Origin of the sequence: Mammaliicoccus sp. Q-M61, assembly GCF_022386055.1 — a bacterium.
Classification (GTDB): domain Bacteria; phylum Bacillota; class Bacilli; order Staphylococcales; family Staphylococcaceae; genus Mammaliicoccus; species Mammaliicoccus sciuri_A.
In genome coordinates this window covers 186,402-211,395 of the sequence record NZ_JAJNJL010000002.1, presented here as the reverse complement: position 1 = coordinate 211,395, position 24,994 = coordinate 186,402, and the positions used below count along the sequence as shown (strand labels likewise).

24 protein-coding genes and 1 other annotated feature are annotated in these 24,994 nt (G+C 32.7%); of the genes, 2 read left to right on the top strand and 22 right to left on the bottom strand.

The features are described 5' to 3' along the window. Positions 1 to 10 precede the first annotated feature (10 nt). The 19 genes from accC to sal(A) all read right to left on the bottom strand — a co-directional run bounded on the left by accC (position 11) and on the right by sal(A) (position 20,067). Positions 11 to 1,348 (bottom strand): acetyl-CoA carboxylase biotin carboxylase subunit, encoded by a 1,338-nt coding sequence (accC, locus tag LQ677_RS04420; protein WP_239705345.1) that lies wholly within the window; start codon positions 1,346 to 1,348, stop codon positions 11 to 13. 14 nt (positions 1,349 to 1,362) lie between these two features. Further along, positions 1,363 to 1,782 (bottom strand): acetyl-CoA carboxylase biotin carboxyl carrier protein, encoded by a 420-nt coding sequence (locus tag LQ677_RS04415; RefSeq protein WP_191835635.1) that lies wholly within the window; start codon positions 1,780 to 1,782, stop codon positions 1,363 to 1,365. After that, complete coding sequence (locus LQ677_RS04410; protein WP_191835636.1) at positions 1,779 to 2,786, bottom strand: 5-oxoprolinase subunit C family protein; 1,008 nt, start codon at positions 2,784 to 2,786, stop codon at positions 1,779 to 1,781. The genes LQ677_RS04415 and LQ677_RS04410 overlap by 4 nt, the downstream gene beginning before the upstream one ends. Then, positions 2,783 to 3,517, bottom strand: a complete 735-nt coding sequence (pxpB, locus tag LQ677_RS04405; RefSeq protein ID WP_308193299.1) for a 5-oxoprolinase subunit PxpB — start codon at positions 3,515 to 3,517, stop codon at positions 2,783 to 2,785. The genes LQ677_RS04410 and pxpB overlap by 4 nt, the downstream gene beginning before the upstream one ends. 140 nt (positions 3,518 to 3,657) lie before the next feature. Continuing rightward, a complete protein-coding gene (gene greA, locus LQ677_RS04400) occupies positions 3,658 to 4,134 on the bottom strand; it encodes a transcription elongation factor GreA (RefSeq protein ID WP_025904231.1) in 477 nt (158 codons plus the stop codon). Between the two features lie 29 nt (positions 4,135 to 4,163). Further along, positions 4,164 to 4,787, bottom strand: coding sequence for a uridine kinase (gene udk / locus LQ677_RS04395; protein ID WP_025904232.1), 624 nt, complete (start codon positions 4,785 to 4,787; stop codon positions 4,164 to 4,166). Continuing rightward, positions 4,787 to 6,055 (bottom strand): peptidase U32 family protein, encoded by a 1,269-nt coding sequence (locus LQ677_RS04390; protein WP_037588390.1) that lies wholly within the window; start codon positions 6,053 to 6,055, stop codon positions 4,787 to 4,789. Before LQ677_RS04390 ends, udk begins: the two co-directional genes overlap by 1 nt. A 23-nt stretch (positions 6,056 to 6,078) precedes the next feature. Next, positions 6,079 to 7,002: a peptidase U32 family protein gene (locus tag LQ677_RS04385; RefSeq protein WP_239748128.1), complete on the bottom strand. Its 924-nt coding sequence runs from the start codon at positions 7,000 to 7,002 to the stop codon at positions 6,079 to 6,081. Beyond that, positions 7,002 to 7,643 carry an O-methyltransferase gene (locus tag LQ677_RS04380; protein ID WP_159315577.1) on the bottom strand — a complete coding sequence of 214 codons (642 nt, stop codon included), beginning with the start codon at positions 7,641 to 7,643 and terminating at the stop codon, positions 7,002 to 7,004. Before LQ677_RS04380 ends, LQ677_RS04385 begins: the two co-directional genes overlap by 1 nt. Positions 7,644 to 7,825: 182 nt before the next feature. After that, positions 7,826 to 8,941 carry an endolytic transglycosylase MltG gene (gene mltG / locus LQ677_RS04375; protein ID WP_191835638.1) on the bottom strand — a complete coding sequence of 372 codons (1,116 nt, stop codon included), beginning with the start codon at positions 8,939 to 8,941 and terminating at the stop codon, positions 7,826 to 7,828. Between the two features lie 79 nt (positions 8,942 to 9,020). Further along, on the bottom strand, positions 9,021 to 9,326 hold the full coding sequence (locus LQ677_RS04370; protein WP_025904237.1) for a DUF1292 domain-containing protein: 306 nt from the start codon (positions 9,324 to 9,326) through the stop codon (positions 9,021 to 9,023). Positions 9,327 to 9,345: 19 nt separating this feature from the next. Further along, on the bottom strand, positions 9,346 to 9,774 hold the full coding sequence (gene ruvX, locus LQ677_RS04365) for a Holliday junction resolvase RuvX (protein ID WP_025904238.1): 429 nt from the start codon (positions 9,772 to 9,774) through the stop codon (positions 9,346 to 9,348). Next, positions 9,767 to 10,036, bottom strand: coding sequence for an IreB family regulatory phosphoprotein (locus tag LQ677_RS04360; protein ID WP_037588397.1), 270 nt, complete (start codon positions 10,034 to 10,036; stop codon positions 9,767 to 9,769). The genes ruvX and LQ677_RS04360 overlap by 8 nt, the downstream gene beginning before the upstream one ends. Positions 10,037 to 10,103: 67 nt before the next feature. Continuing rightward, positions 10,104 to 12,734: an alanine--tRNA ligase gene (gene alaS, locus LQ677_RS04355; protein WP_191835639.1), complete on the bottom strand. Its 2,631-nt coding sequence runs from the start codon at positions 12,732 to 12,734 to the stop codon at positions 10,104 to 10,106. Between the two features lie 44 nt (positions 12,735 to 12,778). Then, positions 12,779 to 12,944, bottom strand: a binding site (T-box leader). A 39-nt stretch (positions 12,945 to 12,983) separates the two neighbouring features. Then, positions 12,984 to 15,374, bottom strand: a complete 2,391-nt coding sequence (recD2, locus tag LQ677_RS04350) for an SF1B family DNA helicase RecD2 (protein ID WP_191835640.1) — start codon at positions 15,372 to 15,374, stop codon at positions 12,984 to 12,986. A gap of 2 nt (positions 15,375 to 15,376) precedes the next feature. Beyond that, complete coding sequence (locus LQ677_RS04345; RefSeq protein WP_191835641.1) at positions 15,377 to 16,045, bottom strand: tetratricopeptide repeat protein; 669 nt, start codon at positions 16,043 to 16,045, stop codon at positions 15,377 to 15,379. Between the two features lie 86 nt (positions 16,046 to 16,131). Next, positions 16,132 to 17,241: a tRNA 2-thiouridine(34) synthase MnmA gene (gene mnmA, locus LQ677_RS04340; protein WP_103360766.1), complete on the bottom strand. Its 1,110-nt coding sequence runs from the start codon at positions 17,239 to 17,241 to the stop codon at positions 16,132 to 16,134. Next, positions 17,234 to 18,382, bottom strand: coding sequence for a cysteine desulfurase family protein (locus tag LQ677_RS04335; protein WP_191835642.1), 1,149 nt, complete (start codon positions 18,380 to 18,382; stop codon positions 17,234 to 17,236). The genes mnmA and LQ677_RS04335 overlap by 8 nt, the downstream gene beginning before the upstream one ends. Positions 18,383 to 18,441: 59 nt before the next feature. Next, the gene (sal(A), locus tag LQ677_RS04330; RefSeq protein WP_191835643.1) at positions 18,442 to 20,067 is read right to left on the bottom strand and encodes an ABC-F type ribosomal protection protein Sal(A); all 1,626 of its coding nucleotides are present in this window, start codon (positions 20,065 to 20,067) and stop codon (positions 18,442 to 18,444) included. A 317-nt stretch (positions 20,068 to 20,384) separates the two neighbouring features. Between sal(A) and LQ677_RS04325 the strand changes: the two genes are divergently transcribed. Continuing rightward, a complete protein-coding gene (locus LQ677_RS04325) occupies positions 20,385 to 21,395 on the top strand; it encodes an LLM class flavin-dependent oxidoreductase (RefSeq protein ID WP_025904246.1) in 1,011 nt (336 codons plus the stop codon). Positions 21,396 to 21,438: 43 nt separating this feature from the next. Here LQ677_RS04325 and LQ677_RS04320 read toward each other — a convergent pair whose 3' ends face one another. Beyond that, a complete protein-coding gene (locus tag LQ677_RS04320; protein WP_191835644.1) occupies positions 21,439 to 22,173 on the bottom strand; it encodes a trypsin-like serine peptidase in 735 nt (244 codons plus the stop codon). Positions 22,174 to 22,388: 215 nt separating this feature from the next. Further along, positions 22,389 to 22,808 carry a cysteine metabolism transcriptional regulator CymR gene (gene cymR / locus LQ677_RS04315; protein ID WP_025904248.1) on the bottom strand — a complete coding sequence of 140 codons (420 nt, stop codon included), beginning with the start codon at positions 22,806 to 22,808 and terminating at the stop codon, positions 22,389 to 22,391. Positions 22,809 to 22,897: 89 nt separating this feature from the next. Between cymR and LQ677_RS04310 the strand changes: the two genes are divergently transcribed. Beyond that, a complete protein-coding gene (locus LQ677_RS04310; RefSeq protein WP_191835645.1) occupies positions 22,898 to 24,160 on the top strand; it encodes a replication-associated recombination protein A in 1,263 nt (420 codons plus the stop codon). 44 nt (positions 24,161 to 24,204) lie between these two features. Here LQ677_RS04310 and LQ677_RS04305 read toward each other — a convergent pair whose 3' ends face one another. Further along, on the bottom strand, positions 24,205 to 24,972 hold the full coding sequence (locus tag LQ677_RS04305) for a tRNA threonylcarbamoyladenosine dehydratase (RefSeq protein WP_025904250.1): 768 nt from the start codon (positions 24,970 to 24,972) through the stop codon (positions 24,205 to 24,207). Positions 24,973 to 24,994 lie beyond the last annotated feature (22 nt).

Here is a 24,994-nt window from a genome sequence, read left to right as displayed (position 1 = left end):
TACCCTCTCCTTAAACGATTTTATGTTCATGTAGAAATTTAATGGTTATATCATTTTTAATATATGGTTCATAGCTCAACACGCGATATAAAAAGTCTAACGTTGTCGGAAAACCATCAATGACCGTTTCTTCTAACGTACCTTTCATTTTTTCAATTGCTTCAAGTCTATCTTCACCTTTAACAAGTATTTTAGCGACTAATGAATCGTAGTATGGTGGAATTTGATAGCCATCATATAACATACTGTCTACTCTCGTATTAAATCCATTAGGTAAATGTAATGCTTGAACAACACCTGCTGCTGGGCGGAATTGTTTTTCTGGATTTTCAGCATTTATACGACATTCAATCACATGCCCATCAAAATGGATATCCTCTTGATTAATAGATAACTTCTCACCATTAGCTACTAATATTTGTTGCTTAATTAAATCAACACCTGTTAATAATTCTGTGACTGTATGTTCAACTTGAATGCGCGTATTCATTTCTAAGAAATAATAGCCGTCATCAGTTAGTAAAAATTCAATTGTTCCAGCACTTTCATAATTACAAGCTTTAGCAGCTTTAACAGCATCAGCATGTAGTGAATTTCGCGTTTCTTGATCTAATGCTGCACAAGGTGCTTCTTCGATTAACTTTTGGTTCTTTCTTTGAATTGAACAATCTCGTTCACCGAGATGAATTGCTTCTCCATGTTTACTCGCGAGTATTTGAACTTCCACATGTCTAGCTTCATCAATAAATGTTTCAATATATACACGTTTATCTCCAAAGTATTTTTCGCCTTCAGATTGAGCTTCTTTAAAGAATTGTTCAAGTTGGTCAGGTTCTTGTACGATTCGAATCCCTTTACCACCACCGCCACTAGCAGCTTTTAATACAAATGGATACCCTACTTTTTGAGCAACTTCTTCTGCTTCTTTAACTGTCTTTACTTCTCCAATAGACCCAGGAATAATAGGTACGTTCGCGTTGTACATCGTTTCTCTTGCTTTTATTTTATCTCCCATTAAATCCATCGTGTTATAACTAGGACCAACAAAAATAATATTTTCTTCATCTACTCTTTTTCTAAAAGTCGTAGATTCTGATAAAAATCCATAACCAGGATGAATCGCGTCAGCTTTACTCATCTTACAAGCTTCTAAAATGCGTTCAATATCTAAATAACTATCACTTGATTGACTTGGTCCAATACAAATGGCTTCATCTGCTAATTGCACATGTAAACTATCTTTATCTGCTTTGGAATATATTGCGATTGTAGTGATATTCATCATTCTACATGTTCTAATAATTCTTACCGCAATTTCACCTCTGTTTGCAATCAGTAAACGCTTAATCATATAAATCCCCCTTATTTCAATGTGATAATCGTTTGTCCGTATTCAACAGGATCCCCATGATTAATTTGAATATCATTAACGATACCGTCATACTCACTTATAACTTCATTGAGCACTTTCATTGATTCGATATATCCGACAACTTGACCTTTTTTCACTTCATCTCCAACTTTGACAAGTGGATTTTGTAATGTTTCTTCATCTTGTAAATAAAATGTTCCAAGAATTTCCGCTTCAATTGTATTAAGCTGTTCTTCTTGTTTTGAAGTTGGCGTGCTTTCTTCAATATTATTGGCTGGTGTTGTAGTCACGTTATTTGAAGTTGATTTTAAATCTAACTCAACTTCGACAGTTTCATCTTTATACTTCATATAATTCACTTGATTTTGTTTCATGAGTTTAATAAGTTCTTCTATCTTTTCTATATTCATGATTGATTCCCCTTTATAAGTTTTGCTATTTTTTTAGATTTAGGACGAATATTGCTTAAATCTTTATATTTTTTCAGTTTAATATCATCTATATCTGCTTCTAATTGTTTAATATATGTTTGATATTCAACAGTTGCTTCCTCAAACGAAATCCATTTAAAAGTAATGCTGTCATTTGCTTTTAATTGAGAGAGCTTTTCTCTACCTACAAAACTAACTGTAGCAATCTTTGTATAACCACCTATCGTCTGACGATCATTAAGTAATATAATTGGTTGACCATTAATAGGAACTTGTACACTACCTGGTGCAATCGGTTCAGATATAATATCTGCGTTATGCTTATGTACAAGTGGTTCTTCACCATTAAGTCGATAGCCCATACGATCTGACATTTCTGATATCGTATATGATTGATTAACAAGTTGGTCATGTGCTTCTGATGTAAATTCATCAAATTGTAGACCTTCCATAATTGGAATGATATTTGCATCTTCTAATTGATTGATATTAAACGTATTACCTATAATGTCATGGTTGATTGTTTTATCTTTGAATTTCAAAACATCATTTCTGTTTAATGTTCTTCCATTCATGCCACCTATCCCACTTCTAGTATGTGTTGATACACTGTCTAATATGGGTTCAATATTTAAAGACTTATGAAAAGCTAAATAGCCTCTCGCCCCAGATAAAATAGTCTTTATATTGAGCACTTGCCCTTTTTCTACATAAATTGCTGTATTTACTGGTATTGTTTGATCATCAAGCTGTATATCAGCATCATACGCAACAAATGCAACTATGTTCGATTCTTCAAATTTCAATGTGGGACCATTTAAAGTCACTTCTAAAACAGGTGCATTGTCATTATCCACTAAAGCATTGGCGATATTGTATAAATATTGATTCATAACACCCGCTTCAGAAAATCCATCTTTTTCAAACTTTGATCGACCAATATCTTGAACAGTCGTAAACAAACCGGGTTTTATACATTTCATTTCAATTCACCTACTAACTGACTATAATCAAATGTGCCATTTGCAATTTCGTCTTCGATTCTTGTAAATTCTTCTTGATGAATTGCTTTAAAAGCAATATAGTCTCCAGCTTCGTATAAAATCATAGGCTCTCGATCTAAGTTAAAAACATCTATCGGCGTGCGACCAATAATTTGCCATCCGCCTGGTGATGATTTCGGATAAAGGCCTGTTTGATTATTTGCAATTCCAACAGATCCTTGGACGATTTTACTTCTTGGCGTTTCCTTTCTAGGTGTATGTATTTTCTCATTTAGTCCTCCTAAAAATGGAAAGCCAGGTAAAAATCCAATTGCATAAATTAAATAATTTTCTTCAGTATGTATTTGAATCACATCTTCTTCTGATAATTGTGCATGGTCAGCAACAATATTTAAGTCTGGTCCAAATTCACCACCATATACAACTGGTAGTGTTATCAATTTCTTTGAACGTGATGCATTTTCTTGATTAAGATTTAAATGATGTAAGTCTAGTTCATCAAGGACTGTTTCGTATGTATAATGTTTAACATCAAATGCGACCATGATTGATCGATATGATGATGTCACACTTATAACAGCTGGATGCTGCAATGATTCAATATGTAATGCGATTGTCGAAATTTTATTCCTTATTTCTGGACTGATTTCATTTTGTTCATAAATCATAAAATGCGTCTCACTCACTTGCTTAATATCCAATTTTACCACCCCTTTGTTAACGCTTTTAATAATCAGATAATTAAATCAATTATACTTTATCATAATACCATGATTTATATATAAAAAAAAAGCTGTAAAAACGTTTGTTTAATACGTTTCTACAGCTCTTCTATTAAATTATTATACGATTAATCGATTTTTACGATTTTAACTTTCATTTCGTTACCATTTGGTAATGGAACATTTACTTCTTCGTTTAATTTTTTACCAATTAAAGCTTTAGCAATTGGAGATTCATTAGAAATTTTACCTTCGAATGGATCTGCTTCTGCTGAACCTACAATTTTGTAGCTTTCTTCTTCGTTACCTGGAATTTCAGTAAATGTTACAGTTCTACCGATTTGCACGTCATTTTTTGAACCATTATCTTCAATAATTTGAGCATGACGAATCATGTTTTCAATTTTTTGAATTTCTTGCTCAATGAAACCTTGCTCATCTTTAGCTGCATCATATTCAGAGTTCTCAGATAAGTCACCAAAACTACGTGCTACTTTTATTTTTTCAACGACTTCTGGTCGCTTAACTGTTTTTAATTCTTCAAGTTCTTTTTCTAATTTGTTAAAACCTTCCTGTGTCATAGGAAATTCTTTTTGTGTTTCCATTCTTCCATCTTCCTTTACTTTATAATTATTTAAATATTTTTAACTAACGATTGAATTTTCGTAGTCATAATATCAATAGCTACCTTATTACTACCACCTTCAGGGATGATGATATCCGCATATTTCTTCGTTGGTTCAATAAACTGGATATGCATCGGTCTTACAACTGATAAGTATTGATCAATTACTGACTCCATCGTACGTCCTCTTTCTTTAATATCTCTCGTTAAACGACGTAAAATTCTTAAGTCAGCATCAGTATCAACATAAATCTTAACATCCATTAAATTACGTAAATCTTCATTTTCAAGCGCGAATATACCTTCAAGTATAATAACATCTTTAGGTTCGAATCTAATCGTCTTATCGCTTCTCGTGTGATTTGAATAATCATACGTAGGCACTTCAATTGCATGTCCATCTTTAATTCTTGTTAAATCTTGTTTCAATCTTTCATTATCGAAAGCGAATGGATGATCATAGTTAGTCTTCAATCTATCTTCAAAAGACATATGTGATTGATCTTTATAATAGTAATCTTGTTCTATTAATGCAACACTATATCCATCTAAATTTTTCATAATTTCGGATGTTACAGAAGTCTTACCTGAACCAGAACCCCCTGCAATACCTATAATTGTAGTCTTTCCCATCAAACGATTCCCTTTCTCATCATGTTATTTGGATAAATCTGACGATCCACTTTTATTTGAATGACTTGAAGTGGATGTCTGGCTGCGTCTAGCTCTTCACCATTTTCATCATATATCTTATCAATGACTTGAGTGAAGTTTTCAATCTCAGGTCCAAAAAATTCAATTTCTTGTCCTGGCTTGAAATAATTTCTTTGTTGGATGGTAGCTATTTGTGATACTTCGTCATAGTCTAACACTAATCCACAAAAATCAAAAGGTGTTTTTTTATTTGATTCGTGTCCAAACATTTGTTCTTCGTAATGTGGTACACCTTCGAAGAACGCTGGTGCAGTGTCTCTATTCGCACATTTATCTAATTCAATCAACCATCTAGGATCAATTTTAAAGTTTTCTGGATCCTCAGCATAGCGATCAATTACTTTACGATATACAGATACAACAGTAGCAATATAATGAATAGATTTCATTCGACCTTCAATTTTTAGAGAATCTATACCGATGTCCATCATTTTAGGTATTGATTCGATTAATTTCAAGTCTTTTGGACTCATTGCAAAAGGTGTGATCTCATTACCATCGAAATATGGCTCTAATTCTCCATCTTCTTCTACTGAAATTAAATCATAATCCCATCTACAACTTTGACAACAGCCACCTCTATTTGAGTCTCTAGCTGTCATATGATTACTTAATGTACATCTACCAGAATATGCAATACACATTGCACCATGTATAAATGTTTCTATTTCAATATCAACTTTTTCTTTCATTTCGCGCATTTCTTCAGCACTCGTTTCACGAGCTAGAACGACTCTCTCAAGCCCTTCTTCTTTCCAATATTGAACTGCGCGATAATTTGATAAAGATTGTTGTGTACTTAAATGGATTTCTAAATTAGGTGCAACACGTTTACACGTTTCTATAATAAGTGGATCGGCAACTATAATTCCGTGTGCACCAGTTTCATTTAGATTTTTTAAATATTCTTCTAGTCCTGGAATATTTTCATCATGAGCAAAAATATTTGTTGTAACATAAATTTTTGCGCCATATTTTGCTGCAAACTGAACGCCTTCTTTTATTTCTTCCATCGTAAAGTTATCAGCATTTGACCTTAAACCATATTCTTGTCCACCTAGGAACACTGCATCCGCACCATAATGAACAGCAATTTTGAGTTTTTCTAAATTTCCTGCAGGCGCTAGAAGTTCTGGTTTTTTTATCTTTGTTTGACGACTTGCGCCAATAGGTTCTAGAACTTTCATATATATCATTCCTTTAATATAACTTAATAAACTGTTTGTTTGAACATAAATCCTTGATCCATTGGACGATGATCTTTTTGAACCGCTTCAATTGGTTCAACTAACATAAATTTTTCATCTTCATATAACTCTGGATCTTCGTTATATAAGTCAATCGCTTGTCTATATTGCTCAGTCGCGATATTAATATATTCTTCTGTTTGAAGTACGCCGTCAATCTTAAACGCATCAATTTGTGCTTCTAATAAGTCCTCTAAGTCTTCGATTAAGCAAATATCATTCGGACTCATAATGTGTGTACCATTATAATCTTCATAAATTGGATATTTATTACTTCTTTCTTCATCATATAAAAGCATGTCTTTATTTTCTTTACGATTTTCAATTTTCATGACTTTATCTTGATACATAAAGTAATTACCAAGTAATTTTCTTTTAGACTGGAACATACAAGTCATGCCATGTACTTGAACTTCTATTTCGACATTACTTTTTTCTTTAATTTCTAGTACTTCTTCAATACTTAACTCACTAGCCAACACTGCTCTAGCTGAACCTCTATCACCCCAATAATTACATTGAAAATGATTTGTCACGATTGTTTCAGCATTCCAATTTAAAGGTATAGGATTCTCACGATTTTTCATTGCCATAACTACTGCTGGATCGCCAAAAATGATTCTATCTGCCTTTAATTCATGTAACAGATCAATATAAGATTCCAAATCATCAATATGTTCATTATGAAAAATACCATTTACCGCTACGTATGCTTTTTTACCATGATCATGGATAAGCTTAATGGCTTCACGAAGTTCTGGTTCTTTAAATTCACCAGCAAGTCTTAATCCAAATTTTTCTTCACCAATGACAAATGCATCAGCACCTAATTTGATTAATTGTTCAATATGTTCAACGGACTTAGGGGTCACTAGTAATTCTGTCATTACAATTTCTCCTTTTTAGAAATGGCCATTCCATCACCAATATTAATCAATGTCGTTTTATAATTTTCATGATTCATTAACCAATGATTATATTTTTGAACTTTCTTAACCATTTGTTTAACGTTTCTGTTTCTTACAATTTCAATATTACTTACAAAACCATGGTATAAAATATTGTCTGTAATAATGATGCCATCATCTTTAAGCAGTGGTTCATAAAGCTCAAAAAACTTTTGTGATTGTGCTTTAGCAGCATCGATAAAAATCATATCAAATGACTGGTCGGTAGGTAATAATTCAAAAGCTTCTAATGCATCAGAAAAGATAACATTAACTTGGCTTTCATAACCAAAGTCTTTAATATTTGAAATAGCTTGTTCATACATTTCTTCTTTTCTTTCAATCGTCCACACATTAATACTCGGATCACATGAAGCAAAATGCATCGCGCTATATCCAATTGCCGTTCCAATCTCTAGAATACTTTTCACATCTTTAATTCTAATTAATTGTTTAACAAACTCTGTGGAGATTTTGTCCATTATTGGAACATTATATTGTTCAGCATAATGCCTTAATTCATCGATATTTGATGAATTTTGAAACAACAATTGTTCGATATATTCTATATCTTTTTCCATGTCATTACTTCCTTACACTCGAATATAATAAAAAACCCAACTAGTCTCCTGACTAGTTAGTATGTATCAGTCATATCTACAATATGATTTCATAAACATTAGATATTTTACCATATTTTCGAATAAAAAGTAAGTATATATAAACAAGAACGCTTTTAAAATTTAAAAGCGTTCTTGTTATATTATTTATCTCTATTCTTTTCTTGTTCTTTTAAGTTCTCTGCAAATAATACTTTACCCTTTTTGGTTGTTGTATAGTAAAAATAATCTGTTTCAGGTGGGTTTACCGTTGTTCTAGCTGTTTCATCAGATATGTTGCATATTGGACCTATAGGTAATCCTTTATGTGCATATGTGTTATATTTTGAATCATTTTTATAATCTTTATCTGATAATGCTTCAGTTGTCTCTTTTTTATTTGCATATCTTACAGTCGCATCTGAATTCAAAGCAATTTGTGGATTGTTTTCAATTCTGTTTAACAGTACTGAAATATATCTCGATTTATCTGTAACGTTTTTCATTTCTGATTCTACAATAGATGATAATGTTAAATACTCATGGAAAGTAATCTTCTTTTCTTCATAGTTAGTCGTATATTTAAAGCCACCATTTTCTTTATATATTTTATAAGTTGTATGGTAAGTTTCATTCAGCATTTCATTTGTAACGTCATCAATCGTCACATCTTTTTTTGAAAACTGATACGTACTTGGTGCTAAATAGCCTTCTAATGGGTATCTTAAGTTTTTATTTAATACTTCGTCCGTTAACATATCGGGATATTTTTTTTGATATTTTTTCACAAAATCTTGATCTCTCATTTTCTTCAAAAAGCTTTCGCGACTAATAGAAGTATTCTCTTCTAAAATACCTGCAATTAATTCTATATTCGAACCTTCTTTTACATCATATTGGACCGCTGTTTTTAAATACACTTTTCCAGTTTCTAAACTTTTGGCAATATCTCTAGGTGACATTGAAGGAGAAAACTTATATTCTCCAGCTTGAAAGCTAGAAATATTATTGAGTTTTAAATAATATTTGAAAATAGTAGCATTTCTAATTATTTTTTTATCGGATAACTCTTGGCTTAACATTTCAGTATTCGTGTTTGGATTAACATTGACAATAACTTGCTCATTGCTATCGGCGTTAACAGGTTTCACATTAATACCTACTACAATCAAGCCTATTAAAGTAATTAATATAAGTAATAAAAAGAGGATGCTTATGATTGTTAAACTAATATACTTAGATAATAATCTCGCATCTTTATATATACTATTTTTTTCCATATGTAACTCCTTATGTAAAATAAATACCCCTAATGATTATATCACATTAGGGGTAAAGTGTACTATTACATATTAAATTTTAAACATCGTCCATTTCAGTATTAACGATTTCTTCAATCATATCCCACTCTTCGTCAGTTTCAACTGGTAATAATTTACCACCTTCACCGTCGTCATTTGCTTCATTGATCATTGGGATTAATTCAATTTCTTCATCATCTGCTGTACCTTCTTCAGCTAAGATGATGTATTCTTTCTTGAATTCTGGGTGATAGAATTCTAATACTTTACGGTATAAGACTTCGTTATTATTTTCGTCTATTAATGTTAATAATTCTTCCTCATTGTTAATTTCTAAATGTCCTTCGTGATTATGTTCAGTCATTATTCATTCTCCTCATCAATTATTTAATAGAATCTAGGTAACCCTGTAATATAAATACAGCTGCCATTTTGTCTATTACTTTTTTTCTTTTTTTTCGAGAAACATCTGCTTCTAATAATGTGCGTTCAGCACCAACTGTGCTTAATCTTTCATCCCACATTACCATTTTTAATTCTGGTCTTTCTTGTTGAAGTAAATCTTTGAATTGAATGGATGCCTCTCCGCGAGGACCAATAGAATTGTTCATGTTTTTTGGCAATCCTATAATGACAGTATCAACATCATATTCATCAATGATTTTTATAAGTTGGTCAATTCCAAAATCTTCGTTTTCTTCGTTAATGCGGAGTGTATCTATACCTTGAGCTGTCCAACCCATCGCATCACTTACAGCTACACCTATTGTTTTACTACCGACGTCTAAACCTATTATCCTGTTTTTAAGCATTGAATTCATTTTCTTGCTTTAAATAGTGTGATACAAGCTCTTCCATAATATCATCTCTATCTAAACGTCTTATTTGATTTCTTGCTTCGTTGTGTCTAGGTATATAAGCTGGATCGCCAGAAAGTAAATAACCGACTATTTGATTTACTGGATTATAGCCTCTTTCTTCTAAAGTTCGATAAACATTTTGTAGTACTGTTTTGACATTTTCTTTTGGAAAATCATCATAGTTAAATTTCATAGTTTTATCAAAATTATTCATCTTTATTTACACTCCCTAACTCCATTAACTTAATATTAATTATATCATATTCTAATTACACGTAAAATTATAGCGTTTTAATGTAGTCTTTAACAAACTGTAATGCTTCTGTTACTTTAGATGGATCTGTTCCGCCACCTTGAGCCATATCAGGACGACCGCCACCTTTACCGTTTGTAATTTGAGCAGCTTCTCTAATAATGTCACCAGCTTTAACTTTATCCGTTAAATCTTTAGGTACTGAAGACACAAGTGAAACTTTATCTCCGTTGACACTAGCTAATAATAGAACTGTATCTTGCATTTTAGATTTGAAATCATCCATGATTGATCTTAATACTTTTGGATTTTCAGCTTCAACTAATTGTGAAAGTACTTTAATGCCATTAATTTCTTCAACGCTATCTTCAATATTGCCTGATTTTAATTCAGTAATTGTTTTGTTCTTTTGTTGAACTTCTTTTTCTAAGTCTTTATTATGTTGTTGAATTTGTTCGATTTTTTCAATTGTTCTTGCTTGGTCTTTAATTTTGACATGTTGCATAACATCTTTAAGGATTGTTTCTGTTTCTTTTAATGTTTCATATGCCTTTCTACCTGTTACAGCTTCGATTCTTCGAACACCTGCACCTGTACCAGATTCTGAAACAATTTTGAAGATACCAATTTCACTTGTGTTACGTACGTGTATACCACCACATAACTCGATTGAGTATGATGACATTTCAACAACTCTTACAACATCACCATATTTTTCTCCGAATAATGCCATAGCGCCTTTTTCTTTAGCTTGTTCTATTGGCATTTCTTCGATTACTACAGGAATGTTTTGCCAAATTTTTTCGTTAACAATTTTTTCGATTGTTTCTAATTCTTCTTGTGTAACTTGACCAAAGTGTGAGAAGTCAAATCGTAATCTATCACTTTCAACTAATGAACCTGCTTGATTAACATGCGTACCTAAAACTTCTTTTAAAGCTGCATGTAATAAGTGAGTTGCTGAGTGGTTTTTGATAATTGATTTACGATCATCTTTATTAACAATAGCTTCTACAGTTTCACCAACATGAACTTGTCCAAATGTCACATGTCCAGCATGTAAATTTTGACCATTAGGTGCTTTTATAACTTCTGTCACTTCAATTTCAAATTGATCATGACGAATGATACCTTTATCCGCTACTTGACCACCTGATACTGCATAAAATGGTGTTTCTCTTAAAATAAATTGGATGTTTTCTCCACTTTCTACTTCATCAACTAATTCACCATTAAATATAATATCTGTAATTTCTGTTTGTGCTTCTGTTACGTCATAGCCAACGAATTTACTTGGTGTATTAATGCTACCAAGTACTTCATTTTGAACTTGCATTGATTGCGTCTTTTGACGTGCAGCTCTCGCTCTTTCACGTTGTTGATGCATTTCATTTTCAAAACCTTCATTATCTATTGAAATGCCTTCTTGTGCAGTGATTTCTTCTGTTAACTCGATTGGGAAACCATACGTATCATATAATTTAAATGCATCTGATCCAGATAATACATTATCCTGTTGCTTAGCTGATGCCATCATTGTGTTTAAAATTGCTAAACCTTCTTCAAGTGTTTCATGGAAACGTTCTTCTTCAGATTTTACAACTTTTTTAATGAAGTCACTTTGCGCTTTAACATTTGGATAATAAGGTTCCATAATATCTGCTACGATATCAACTAATTTATATAAGAATGGCTCGTTAATATTAAGTGATTGACTGAAACGAACAGCTCTTCTTAGTAATCTTCTTAATACATATCCTCTACCTTCATTTGCAGGTAACGCACCGTCACCAATCGCAAAACTGATCGTTCTAATATGGTCTGAAATAACTTTAAATGCGATATCTTGTTCTTTATTCTCTAAGTATTTTAATCCACTAACCGCTTCAACTTGTTCAATAATTGGAATAAATAAATCTGTATCATAGTTCGTTGGCACATCTTGAGAAATAGATGTCATACGCTCAAGACCCATACCTGTATCAATATTTTGATTTGGAAGTGGCGTATAAGTATGGTCAGCATTATGGTTAAATTCACTAAATACTAGATTCCACACTTCTAAATAACGTTCATTTTCTCCACCTGGATACATTTCTTCAGCTGGATCTTCTTTCCCGTATGTGTCGCCTCTGTCGTAGAATATTTCAGTATTAGGTCCAGAAGGTCCTTCACCGATATCCCAGAAGTTACCTTCGATTCTAATAATTCTACTTTCTTCAAGACCAATCAAATCATGCCATAAATCATATGCTTCTGTATCTTCAGGATGAATCGTTACATATAATTTCTCTGGATCCATTGCCATCCATTTATCACTCGTTAAAAATTCCCAAGCATATTCAATTGCTTCACGTTTAAAGTAATCACCAATTGAAAAGTTTCCTAACATTTCAAAGAATGTATGGTGTCTTGCAGTAAAACCAACATTTTCAATATCATTTGTTCTAATTGCTTTTTGAGCATTTACAATTTTAGGATTTTTAGGGATTTCTCGACCATCAAAATATTTTTTTAAAGTCGCAACACCTGAGTTTATCCATAATAAAGTATCGTCATCAATTGGCACTAAAGGTGCAGATGGTTCAACCATATGTCCTTTTTCAACAAAAAAGTCAATATACATTTGTCTGATTTCACTAGCTTTTAATTTTTTCATTGTCTTCACTCCTCAATTAAAATAAAAAAACGTCCATCCCCTAAAAAAGGGACGAACGTATCGCGGTACCACCCTAGTTATGACTAAAAGTCATCACTTTAAGTTTATTAAACTTTTATAAAAGAAGTAGCGTTCAATAATCATTGTCATGTTTCTCACCAACCAACATGTCTCTTAAACAATCAATTATTTACTCGGTTTCTTTTTTGTATTCTATTTGATTATAATCACTCGATTTTTAGATGTCAATTATTTCATAAAATCATATGGTGTTTTATCATTCATATTAATCATCGGATCGATTTCAAACATATTATCTTCAGTTAAAATAATATGTTTCGTTTGAATAGATTCTGTTTCAGACTCCGTATCTTCTTCAACATCAGTATCGAAATACATTTTTAATTTCGTATCAAACGATGTCATTCTCTCATGACCTAGCGTTTGAATACCTTGGTTAAAGGCTTGTTCTTCACCGCACACAACAAGCGACTGTTTCGCACGTGTAAGTCCAGTATATAGAATGTTCTTTTGTAACATTCTAAAGTATTGTCTGACAATAGGCATGATGACTATCGGGAATTCTGACCCTTGTGATTTATGAATTGAACAACAATAAGCATGTGTAATTTCTGATAAATCTTGTTTAGTGTATGTTATGTCATTCCCTTCATAATCTACAATGACGACATCTTTGCCAAGTGCATTTTCTTCTGCTTTGTAAACACCTGTTACTACACCAATATCACCATTAAATACATTATCATCTGGACGATTAATAAGTTGTAGTACTTTATCATTTTCTCGATATTCAATATCACCATATTGAAGGAATCTTGTATCTTCATCTTTCGGATTTAATATATCTTGCAATAATTCATTTAATTTATTAATACCAGCTGGTCCTCGGTATATTGGAGCTAGCACTTGAATATCTTGCATATTATATCCTTTATTAACAGCACCTTGAACGACCTTTTCTACAACTGTCGCAATTTGATTACTACTGCACGGAATAAATGAGCGGTCGTGATGTTTTTCATTAATAGAAACAGGCAATCCATTTTTTATTTTATGCGCTAAATCTATGATAGATGATCCTTCTTGTTGTCTATATACTTCTGTTAAGTTCACTCTCGGTATAACTTTAGAATCAATCAAATCTTTAAAAATCTGACCTGGACCAACAGATGGTAATTGATCTTCATCCCCTACAAATATGATTTGGGCATAATCAGGAACTGCTCTTAAAAATTGGTACATTAACCATGTATCTACCATAGACATTTCATCTAGAATGATTAAATGAGCATGTATGTCATTATCTAACACATCATCCGGTTGCGTATCTTTACTCCATCCAATTAATCTATGAATTGTCATCGCTTCTAGTCCAGTTGATTCACTTAAACGCTTTGCTGCACGTCCAGTCGGTGCTGCTAATACAATTGGAAAGTCTGTTCCTTCTTGATAATCATCATAATTCAAACTCACACCATGTATTTCAGAATACAACTCACAAATGCCTCGAATAACGGTCGTCTTACCTGTTCCAGGTCCACCTGTTAAAAGCATCATTTTATGATTAATAGCTGTTTCTAACGCTAATTTTTGTCCATCTGCATATGAAACATCATTCATATCTTCAATTTGACCAATGTGTAATTGAAGATCACTTTTCTCAATTTCTTTAAGTTCATCTTGATGTTGATAAAGTCTATGAATAATTTGCACACTTTTTGCTTCTGAATAATAAAGTGAAGGTAAAAAACAATTATCATTTTCGATAATAAGTTTATTTTCTTCACTCATTTCGATAATGACACCATTTATTTGATCTTTATTTACAACTTCAGGTTGATTATGATTTAACAATTCATACGCCCCGTTGACCAAAATATCAACAGGTAAAAATGTGTGACCATTCTGTAATGATTGCTGGTCTAAAAAGTAACTCACACCTGCTACAAGTCGATCATGATGATCTTTAGATATCCCAACTTGTTCAGCTATTTGGTCAGCTCTTTGAAAACCTATACCATTTATATCCATCACTAAACGATAAGGAGATTGCTTAATAATATTAAGTGTTTCATCTTTATAAAATTGATAAATTGCCATCGCGAGTTTCGGTCCGAATCCAAGTTCATTAAGTTTTATCATAATGCGTTCAATGGCTTGATTTTCACGTATGGATTCTGCAATCGTGTCTCTTTTTTGCTTATTGAGTTTAGGTATTTCTTTAAGGACATCCGGGTCATCTATAATTTTCTGAAGTGCATCTTCACCAAGTTTGTCCACGATTGTTTCTGCTGTTTTCTTACCAATACCTTTAAATAAATCACTCGATAAGTAATGAATAACACCTTGTTTTGTTTGTGGCAATTCTTTTTCAAATGTTTCAGCTTGTAGTTGTTTACCGTATTTTGGATGGTTTGTTACTTTACCTTTGAAAAGGTACGTTTCTCCTTCAACTATTTGAGGTAAGTAACCAACAATTGTGACTTCTTGATCAAAATCTTCATTTGAATCCATCACATCGACTTTAATAACGGTATAATAGTTATCACTGTTTTGAAAAAGAATTCTAATAACTTCACCTTTTACATGTGAAAGATCAAATAAAGATAAGTTTTCCAATGTTAGTCCTCCTCTTCTAATAATTGTTCAAACATGTTGATAGCATGACCACTTAATAAATGATCTGGTTGAATGTCGACCGCTTTTCTAAAATAAACAAGTGCTTCTTCAGCATTTTCATTTTTCATATATTTAGCCAATCCTAAATTGTATAATGCGTCTACATGTTTAGAATCTTTTTCTAATACTTTTTCTAGTTGTACAATGGCCTCATCGAACATTTCTAATTGGCATAATGTTAATCCGTATTGGAATCCAATTTCTACATCATCTTCATTTAGCTCATGAGCTCTCATTACATACGGTATAGCTTCAGTATGTGCACCTAATTCGTTGAAACTCATTCCTAACATAAAATTAGTATCTGCATCATTAAGCCCTCTTTTAATCGCATGTTGATATAATTTAATCGCTTCTTCAAAGCGCTGTTGGTTGTAGTATAAATTTGCAAGACTATAATAAGCACCACCATGACTTTCGTTTACAGTAATGGCTTTTTGGAAGAATTTCTCAGCTCTTTCAATATCATTTGCTTCTGCTAATATTGTCCCTGCGTTGATATAATTGGTTACTTCTTTTGGATCTTCTTCTATATTTTCAAATAAATGCGACAATGCTTCGTCGAATTTTTTATTTTGAATTAATTTAACAATTTGTTCTTCACTATGCATGTTGTGACTCCTTTAAATATCATTACTTGCTATTATAACAAAAATAAAAATAGACTGAGACATAAATTTATCTCAGTCTATATATTTTATACCATATAATCTAATTGCTTTTCTGTTTTATATACTTCATCGATTGTTGCGCCACCTAAACAAACATCACCGTCATATAATACGACAGCTTGACCAGGTGTAATTGCACGCACTGGTTCGTCAAATATCACTTTAATTTGATTGTCAGAAATTTTTTCTACAGTTACTTGTGTATCTTTTTGTCTATATCTGAATTTTGCTGAACATTTAACCGGTTGTGAAAAATCAAGATCATTCACAAATGAAATATCAGAAGCGATTAAATAGTCACTATATAATGCTTCGTGGTGGAAACCTTGTTCAACATATAGGATGTTTTCTTTTAAATTTTTACCGACTACAAACCAAGGATCTCCGTCTCCGCCAATACCAAGACCGTGTCTTTGGCCAATAGTGTAATACATTAAGCCACTATGTTCACCCATGTCAACACCGTCTAATGTTTGCATTTTACCGTTTTGAGCAGGTAAATATTGAGATAAGAATGTTTTAAAGTTTTTCTCACCAATAAAACAGATACCAGTAGAGTCTTTCTTTTTAGCAGTTGCTAAGTTTTGTTCTTCGGCAATTTTTCTTACTTCACTTTTTTCTAATTCACCAATTGGGAACATCACTTTAGATAATTGATCTTTTGTAAGTTGATTTAAGAAATAAGTTTGGTCTTTGTTGTTATCAACACCACGTAGCATTTCAACTTTATCACCATCACGATTAACACGTGCGTAATGACCTGTAGCAACATAGTCCGCACCTAGTTTAAGTGCATGATTTAAAAATGCTTTAAATTTAATTTCTTTATTACACATTACATCTGGGTTAGGTGTTCTACCTTTTTTATATTCGTCTAAGAAATACGTAAATACTTTATCCCAATATTCTTGTTCAAAGTTAACTGCATAATAAGGTATATCTAATTGGTTACATACTTCGATGACATCATTATAGTCTTCAGTAGCTGTACATACACCATTTTCGTCTGTGTCATCCCAATTTTTCATAAAAATTCCAACTACATCATAACCTTGTTCTTTTAATATATGTGCAGTTACCGAGCTATCTACGCCCCCGCTCATCCCAACGACAACGCGGGTAGATTGATTATTCATTTTCTTCCTCCTTAAATTGTTGATATATTTTCATTATCGTACTTACGATATAATTAATTTCTTCTTCAGTCGTTAATGAGCTGAAACTAAATCTTACAGATTGCTTCACTCTATTATCTTCACCGAACATCGCTTCTAGAACGTGAGATGGTAATGTTGAACCGGCTGTACATGCAGATCCACTTGAAACATATATATTTGCCATATCTAGTAACGTTAACATCGTTTCAACTTCAATAAATGGGAAATATAAATTTGTAATATGACCAGTCGTATCTGTCATACTACCATTCAATTCAAACGGAATTGCACGTTGTTGTAAACCTACAATGAGCTTTTCTTTCAAGTTCATTAAATGAATATTACTTTCATTCATGTGTTCATAAGCGTCTTTCAGTGCTGTTGCCATACCACAAATATATGGAACATTCTCTGTACCCGCTCTTCGCTTTACTTCTTGTTCGCCACCTTGAATAAACGTTTCGAACTGGACACCTTGTTTAACCAACAATGCACCTATTCCTTTTGGACCGCCAAATTTATGCGCAGTTATGCTTAACATATCAACTGGCATTTCATCGAATTCTATTGGCATATGACCGATAGCTTGAACTGCATCAACATGAAATACGATATCCGTATTCTCTATGACTTCTGCAATATCATACATAGGTTGAACTGTGCCGACTTCATTATTCACTAACATAATTGACACCAATGTCGTGTCAGGTCTGATTGCTTGTCTCAAAGCATCAATATCGACAATACCTTCTGAATTTACATCTATATACGAAACATCGAAACCTTCACGTTCAAGTTCTTCAAAGACATGCAGTACAGAATGATGCTCTATTCTACTCGTTATAATATGTTGACCTATATGTTTTCGTTTTCGTGCTATACCTTTTATTGCTGTATTATTAGACTCTGTTGCCCCACTTGTAAAAATAACTTCTTGAGGCTTTGCACCTAATAATGTAGCAATCTCTCGTCTTGAATGATCTAAATACTTTCTGCCGTCTCTCCCTATTGAATGAATAGATGACGGGTTTCCAAAGTGTTCAGATAATATTTCTGTTATTTTTTCAGTTACAACGGGCTTAACTGGAGTAGTTGCTGCATAATCTGCATATACTTTCATGTTGAACGTCCTTTCTTAGTTTTCAATGTACCTATTCTAGCACCATTTTTATGAAAAGACTAGAACTCTGTTTCACGATTTCTTTCTTCTGTATATTGTTCTAATTCTTTTAATTGATGTTTCATAGATTCTGTATTAATTGGATCTTTAACTTGAACATTTTCATGCGTCATTTGATGATTTTTGATCGTCCATATTTGGTCTTTAATTTGTGATTTAAAATAATCATCATGAGATACAATAAGGACCGATCCTTGAAATGATTGTATTAATTGGATGATTTTTTCTTGCATGCCAATATCAAAATAGTTTGTCGGCTCATCTAAAATCATAATATGAGGATTTGAAAAATATAATTTCACAAATTGTAACCTACACTTTTCACCCATCGACAATGTTTCAACGACATCATTTATTCTATCTTTATCAAAATAAAAGCTTGCTAAAATGGTTCTAGCATCTGCTTCTTTCATCTCAGGAATTTCTAATATTTCATCTAAGACATTATGATGCATATTTAAGTTTTCAAAATCTTGAGAGAAATATCCAATTTCTAATTCTGGATGAACAGTTATATCACCTTTAGTCGGCTCGAGTTCACCGAGTATCAATTTGATTAAAGTTGATTTTCCTGTTCCATTTCTGCCTTCTATAATCACATTTTGATTTCGCTTAATATAGAATGATACATCTTCGAATATCTTCCTATTATCATATGCAAACGACACATGGTTAAATTGAACTAAATAATGTGATTTAAAATCATGATGTTGTATTGAAAAATTTTTCTCTTTTTTATTTGGATTAGCGATGTGCTCTTGATCAAGTTTACGATTTAATTGTTGTTCTTTTGATTTGAATCGTTTCGCTAACTTACTTAATTGTTTTTGTTGATACGGGTTTCTCACAGAAGCACTTTGTTCTGCTTTTTGATACCACGCTTTATATTTTTTGATCGTTTCTTCAATAGCCGCTTGTTCTTTTTGTTGCTTTTCATATTGTAGCTTTAATGTTTCATGCTCTATATCTTTTTGTTGTTTGTATTTATCGTATTTACCGATATATTTCTTAGCACCATCAGGACTCAATTCTAATATAGCATCTGGTGTTTCATTTAAGAATGTTCTGTCATGAGATACAAATAATATAGCACGTTGTTCTTGTTTAAAAGCTTTCGTCAACCATTCCTTCATTTCTAAATCCATATGATTTGTTGGCTCATCGATTAATAATAACGATGCCTTAGACATTTTTACTTTTAAAAATGAAACTTTTGTCTGTTCTCCACCACTTAAAGTAGAAATTTTCTGTTCTAGTTGTTCCTCTTTTATGCCGAGCTTTTTTGCTTCTGTTACGATTTCTCCTTCTATAAGGTATCCATCTAACTCAATATATTTATTAATCATATCTGTATGATTAAGTTGCGATCTAACCTTGGCGATTTCTGGGTAAGATTCAATTATATAATCCATAACTGTCCAATCATTATAAGGTGTTAAATCTTGTTCCATCATCGCTGAATCAACTGTTTGATCTTGGTGAATCACTTTTAATAATGTAGACTTTCCAACACCATTAACACCAACGATTGCTAAATGTTCATGGTCCTCTATTGAAAAAGTCAACTCGGGTATTAATACTTTATGTTCAACTTCTAATGCTTTTTCTTCAAATAAAAATAGCATAATGTAGCCTCCTATACCCATGTATTACACATGAAGACGCACCATTACACTATTCTCAGTTTGTAACGGCAACATCATATTATAGACATACTTATCCAATCATCATTGCGTAATACAATGGTTTTTTTACGATATTTACTATTAGCGCAAAAAATTATTGGATATCCATGCCTATTGTTGATGCCACCTCTCTGTAAATTTGCATTAATTATAACTTTTAGTTACATATTAGTCAAATGTTGTTGAGCAATTAAATAGTACAACATAAATACAGTTGATATACTTCCAATATATAATTATGTAAGGAGCGTCACAAAATGAAATCAAAATTCCCAGTTTCTGCATTAAATCTAGTTCCACTTAGAAAAGGTGAAACGGAACAAGATGCTATTAAGAATATGGTATCACTTGCTCAAAATGTAGAAAAATTAGGCTACGAACGTTACTGGATTGCAGAACATCATAATGCACCAAATTTAGTAAGTTCTGCAACTGCTTTACTCATTCAACATACACTTGAACATACAGAGTCTATTCAAGTAGGTTCAGGCGGTATCATGTTACCAAACCATGCGCCTCTTATTGTTGCTGAGCAATTTGGAACAATGGCTACAATGTTTCCTAATCGATTAAATCTTGGCTTAGGACGAGCACCAGGTACCGATATGATGACCGCTTCTGCACTAAGAAGAGATTCACATAAAGGTGTATATACATTTGGTGACGATATTAAACAATTACTACAATATTTTGGTCCTGAAGAACAACAATCATATGTAAGACCATATCCAGGTGTAGATACAAATATACCGATATATGTGTTAGGATCTTCAACGGACTCTGCACATTTAGCTGCTCGATTAGGTTTACCATACGTCTTTGCAGCACACTTTGCACCAGATCAAATGGCTCAAGCAATCGAAATATATAGAGACTTATTTGAGCCATCAGAATATTTAGATGAGCCATACATGACCGTTTGTTTAAATGTCATTGTCGGCGAAACAGATGAAGAAGCGACTTATTTATCTTCAACTATGCACTTAATGTTCTTAAGTATTGTAAGAAATGCGCGCATGCCATTACAACCCCCTACTGATCAACTTGAAAACATTTGGTCACCACAAGAAAAATATATGGCGCAGTCTAAAACAAACACATCTTTCATTGGTAGTGAAGAAACTGTAAAACAACAATTGATAGATTTCCAAAACAAATACAATGTAGATGAAATTATGGCAGTGAGCTATATTTATGATTTAGATAAACAATACCAATCATATGAATCATTCAAGAAAATTGTAGATGATGTATACGGGGAAGCATAAAAAACGATCATAAAGTGATGAGTCATCACTTTATGATCGTTTTTTATTTTAAATTACTTTGTATAAATAGTTGAACGTTGCTGTTAAATAACACGCCACTATTATGGCTATCTGGTACGCCACCATAATGTAAACCAATAACTTGGTTATTTGCATTAAAGATTGGTGAACCTGAATTACCACCATAAGTACTTAAGTCGTAAGATACGTCACTACCTGAAGCAGATAATATATTACCTTTACTTTCCCATAATGTTGCAATAGGTTTATCTCCTGGATAACCTGTTACTGTGATGTTATCACCTTTTTTAACTGAAGATGTATCTGCGATTGTCGCTGCTTGAACAGCGTCACCAATAGATTGACCTTTACTATTTTTACCGACTGTAACGACTGCTAAATCTTCACCGCCTGGCGCTACTTTATAATCAGTTGCTGTAAATGTACCAGCTGGGAAATTCCCATCGCCATTTGCTGCTGGTGAGAATTTTAGTACAGAAGCATCACCATTCGTAGCATCTACTACATGTTTATTTGTAAGAACGGTATTTTTACCGACAACTACACCTGATGCAATTGATGTACCTCCGATATCAGCGAATGCAATCGATTGATAATGTGCAGACGTTGTATTCGTAATTTGTGTACGATCATTTTTCGGTAATATAACTCTAGATGACGGACCATCTGTCTTTGCGTTAACTTCAAACGGTAATGAAATGAAACTTAATAATAAAACTGCTACTACACTTAATATGTATCGTTTTAAATTTTTCATATACTCTCCCCTTTGTTGTAGTGTACAACTATCTTAATATGAAAGTAATATCAAAGGGGAATATTACACTACATAACACATATTCATGCTTAACTGTTAAAATAACGAAATATTTTGTGCAGTTAGGCATGAATTCGATACAGTTAAGAAATAAAAAATAAGATAGCAATCTCCAATATTCGACTTGAAGATTGCTATCCTATTTAATTTGAGAACTAGATATAGAACATATATCCTTCAAGTTCATCTTCATTTGTATAATTTGCTAAGTATTCTAGTGTTGTATTATCTAGAACTTCTTTTACAGCGTCTCTAATACGAATCCACAATTGTTGTTGTGCAGGTGGCTCGTCTTCTATACCTTCAACAGGTGTAATTGGCCCCTCTAACAATCTAATCACATCACCAGCTGTAATTTCTGATGGTGCTTTTTGTAATTGATAGCCCCCTTTGGCACCTCTTACACTTTTAATAAGACCAGCATTACGTAGCGGTCCTACTAATTGTTCTAAATATAAATCACTTAAATTGTTTTCTTCAGCGATTGACTTTAAAGATGTACATCCTTGACCATAACGCTTAGTCAACGATATCATAAGTGTTAAGCCATATCGTCCTTTAGTAGAAATTTTCATGTACTACACCTCTTATTTTCTAAAAAAATATTATTAATTCATTTTATCATTTTTTGTACACTTTGAGTAATTAGAAAGGTTGATTCCAAATGAAAAACGAACCATTAGCTTATAGAATGCGTCCCCAAACGATTGACGATGTGATAAGCCAAGAACATTTAGTCGGTCCAAAAGCCATTATTAGGAGAATGGTTAACACTAAAAAGTTAACTTCTATGATTTTTTATGGACCTCCGGGAATTGGAAAAACGAGTATCGCCCAAGCTATTGCCGGGAGTACTCAATATAAATTTAGACAACTTAACGCTGTCACTAACACTAAAAAAGATATGCACCTTGTCGTTGAAGAAGCCAAAATGTCTGGACAAGTTATACTTTTACTAGACGAAATTCATCGTCTAGATAAAGCAAAACAAGATTTCTTATTACCGCATTTAGAATCTGGCAAAATCGTTCTTATTGGCGCAACGACGTCAAACCCATACCATGCTATCAACCCAGCTATACGAAGCAGAACGCAAATATTTGAACTATATCCTCTTAATGAAGATGATATCATCATTGCTTTAAACAGAGCAATTGAAGATGAAGAAAATGGATTAGCATCATACGCTCCTGTTGTAGACAAAGATGCTTTAGAATATTTCGCAAAAGCAAGTTACGGCGATGTGAGAAGCGCTTTAAATGCACTCGAACTTGCTGTACTAAGTGCTGATGTTCAAGATGACAAACGTCATGTCACGATTGAAGATGCGAAAGTTTGTATTCAAAAGAACGCTTTCCAACACGATAAAGATGGCGATCAACATTATGATGTTATGAGTGCATTCCAAAAATCTATTAGAGGAAGTGATGTCGACGCAGCGCTACATTATTTAGCTAGATTAATTGAAGCGGGAGATTTACCAACTATTGCAAGACGCCTTCTTGTAATTAGCTATGAAGATATCGGTTTAGCTTCTCCAGGTGCTGCAGCTAGAACATTATCAGCTATTGAAGCGAGTGAACGTCTCGGCTTTCCAGAAGCACGTATACCATTAAGCCAAGCAGTCATCGAGCTATGCTTATCACCTAAATCTAATTCAGCTATTGTATCTATTGATGAAGCTCTATCAGACATCAGAAAAGGTAAAGCTGGGTTAGTTCCGAAACATTTGAAAGATGGACACTATCAAGGTGCAAAAGAATTAGGCAATGCAATTGGTTATAAATACCCACATAATTATGAAAATGGATATGTAGAACAACAATATTTACCTGATACTTTAAAAGGCAAACAATATTATCAACCGAAGCTCACATCTAAATCTGAACAAAAATTAGCAGAAATATATCGCAACTTAAAAAAATGAGGCTGGACGTATCCAGTCTCATTTTTTATTATCAAAGCTGCTAGCTATTTATCTTTGATTCTTTTTACTGGGATATCTTTCAAAATATCATTCACAACATAGCTCGCACAAATTAAACCAACAACGCTTGGTACAAAAGCATTAGATGATGGTGGCATTTGCGCCTTTCTAACTTTTGCGTTTTTATCGCCTACAACTTCTTTTACATCTTCTCTTATCATAATTGGACTTTCATCACTAAATACAACATTAATACCTTTATGAATGCCCATTTTTCTTAATTTTAGACGTATAATTTTCGCCATAGGATCTGTATGTGTTTTAGAAATATCAGCTATTTCAAATTTAGTAGGGTCTGTTTTGTTTGCAGCACCCATACTTGAGATAACGTTAATACCTCTTTCCAAACACTCTTTCATAAGATGAACTTTATACATGATTGTATCACTAGCATCTACAAAATAATCAATGTCGTATTCATTAAATAAAGCTTCGTATGTTTCTTCAGTATAGAACATGTGCAATGAAGTGACTTTACAATCAGGATTAATTAATTTAATACGCTCTTCCATTAAATCTACTTTTGATTGACCAATTGTTGTTGTTAATGCATGTAATTGTCTATTTACATTTGTGATATCTACATCATCTTTATCTATTAATATGATATGACCAATATTAGTTCTCGCTAATGCTTCAGCAGCAAATGAACCTACACCGCCTACGCCAAGGACAACTACTGTTTTACTTTTTAATAAATCTAAGCCTTCTTTACCAATCGCTAATTCATTTCTTGAAAATTGATGCTTCATCATTATTTACTCCTTTACACAA

Coding starts and splice junctions, on each gene's coding strand:
- LQ677_RS04335 (WP_191835642.1), bottom strand. CDS start 18,382: ATGAAAGTATATGCAGATTATGCAGCAACTACTCCAGTTAAGCCCGTT.
- udk (WP_025904232.1), bottom strand. CDS start 4,787: ATGGGAAAGACTACAATTATAGGTATTGCAGGGGGTTCTGGTTCAGGT.
- ruvX (WP_025904238.1), bottom strand. CDS start 9,774: ATGCTTAAAAACAGGATAATAGGTTTAGACGTCGGTAGTAAAACAATA.
- LQ677_RS04370 (WP_025904237.1), bottom strand. CDS start 9,326: ATGACTGAACATAATCACGAAGGACATTTAGAAATTAACAATGAGGAA.
- LQ677_RS04380 (WP_159315577.1), bottom strand. CDS start 7,643: ATGGAAAAAGATATAGAATATATCGAACAATTGTTGTTTCAAAATTCA.
- LQ677_RS04325 (WP_025904246.1), top strand. CDS start 20,385: ATGAAATCAAAATTCCCAGTTTCTGCATTAAATCTAGTTCCACTTAGA.
- LQ677_RS04345 (WP_191835641.1), bottom strand. CDS start 16,045: ATGCATAGTGAAGAACAAATTGTTAAATTAATTCAAAATAAAAAATTC.
- LQ677_RS04320 (WP_191835644.1), bottom strand. CDS start 22,173: ATGAAAAATTTAAAACGATACATATTAAGTGTAGTAGCAGTTTTATTA.
- alaS (WP_191835639.1), bottom strand. CDS start 12,734: ATGAAAAAATTAAAAGCTAGTGAAATCAGACAAATGTATATTGACTTT.
- LQ677_RS04360 (WP_037588397.1), bottom strand. CDS start 10,036: ATGAATAATTTTGATAAAACTATGAAATTTAACTATGATGATTTTCCA.
- LQ677_RS04305 (WP_025904250.1), bottom strand. CDS start 24,972: ATGAAGCATCAATTTTCAAGAAATGAATTAGCGATTGGTAAAGAAGGC.
- mltG (WP_191835638.1), bottom strand. CDS start 8,941: ATGGAAAAAAATAGTATATATAAAGATGCGAGATTATTATCTAAGTAT.
- greA (WP_025904231.1), bottom strand. CDS start 4,134: ATGGAAACACAAAAAGAATTTCCTATGACACAGGAAGGTTTTAACAAA.
- LQ677_RS04385 (WP_239748128.1), bottom strand. CDS start 7,002: ATGACAGAATTACTAGTGACCCCTAAGTCCGTTGAACATATTGAACAA.
- LQ677_RS04415 (WP_191835635.1), bottom strand. CDS start 1,782: ATGAATATAGAAAAGATAGAAGAACTTATTAAACTCATGAAACAAAAT.
- cymR (WP_025904248.1), bottom strand. CDS start 22,808: ATGAAAATTTCTACTAAAGGACGATATGGCTTAACACTTATGATATCG.
- mnmA (WP_103360766.1), bottom strand. CDS start 17,241: ATGAATAATCAATCTACCCGCGTTGTCGTTGGGATGAGCGGGGGCGTA.
- LQ677_RS04390 (WP_037588390.1), bottom strand. CDS start 6,055: ATGAAAGTTCTAGAACCTATTGGCGCAAGTCGTCAAACAAAGATAAAA.
- LQ677_RS04310 (WP_191835645.1), top strand. CDS start 22,898: ATGAAAAACGAACCATTAGCTTATAGAATGCGTCCCCAAACGATTGAC.
- LQ677_RS04410 (WP_191835636.1), bottom strand. CDS start 2,786: ATGAAATGTATAAAACCCGGTTTGTTTACGACTGTTCAAGATATTGGT.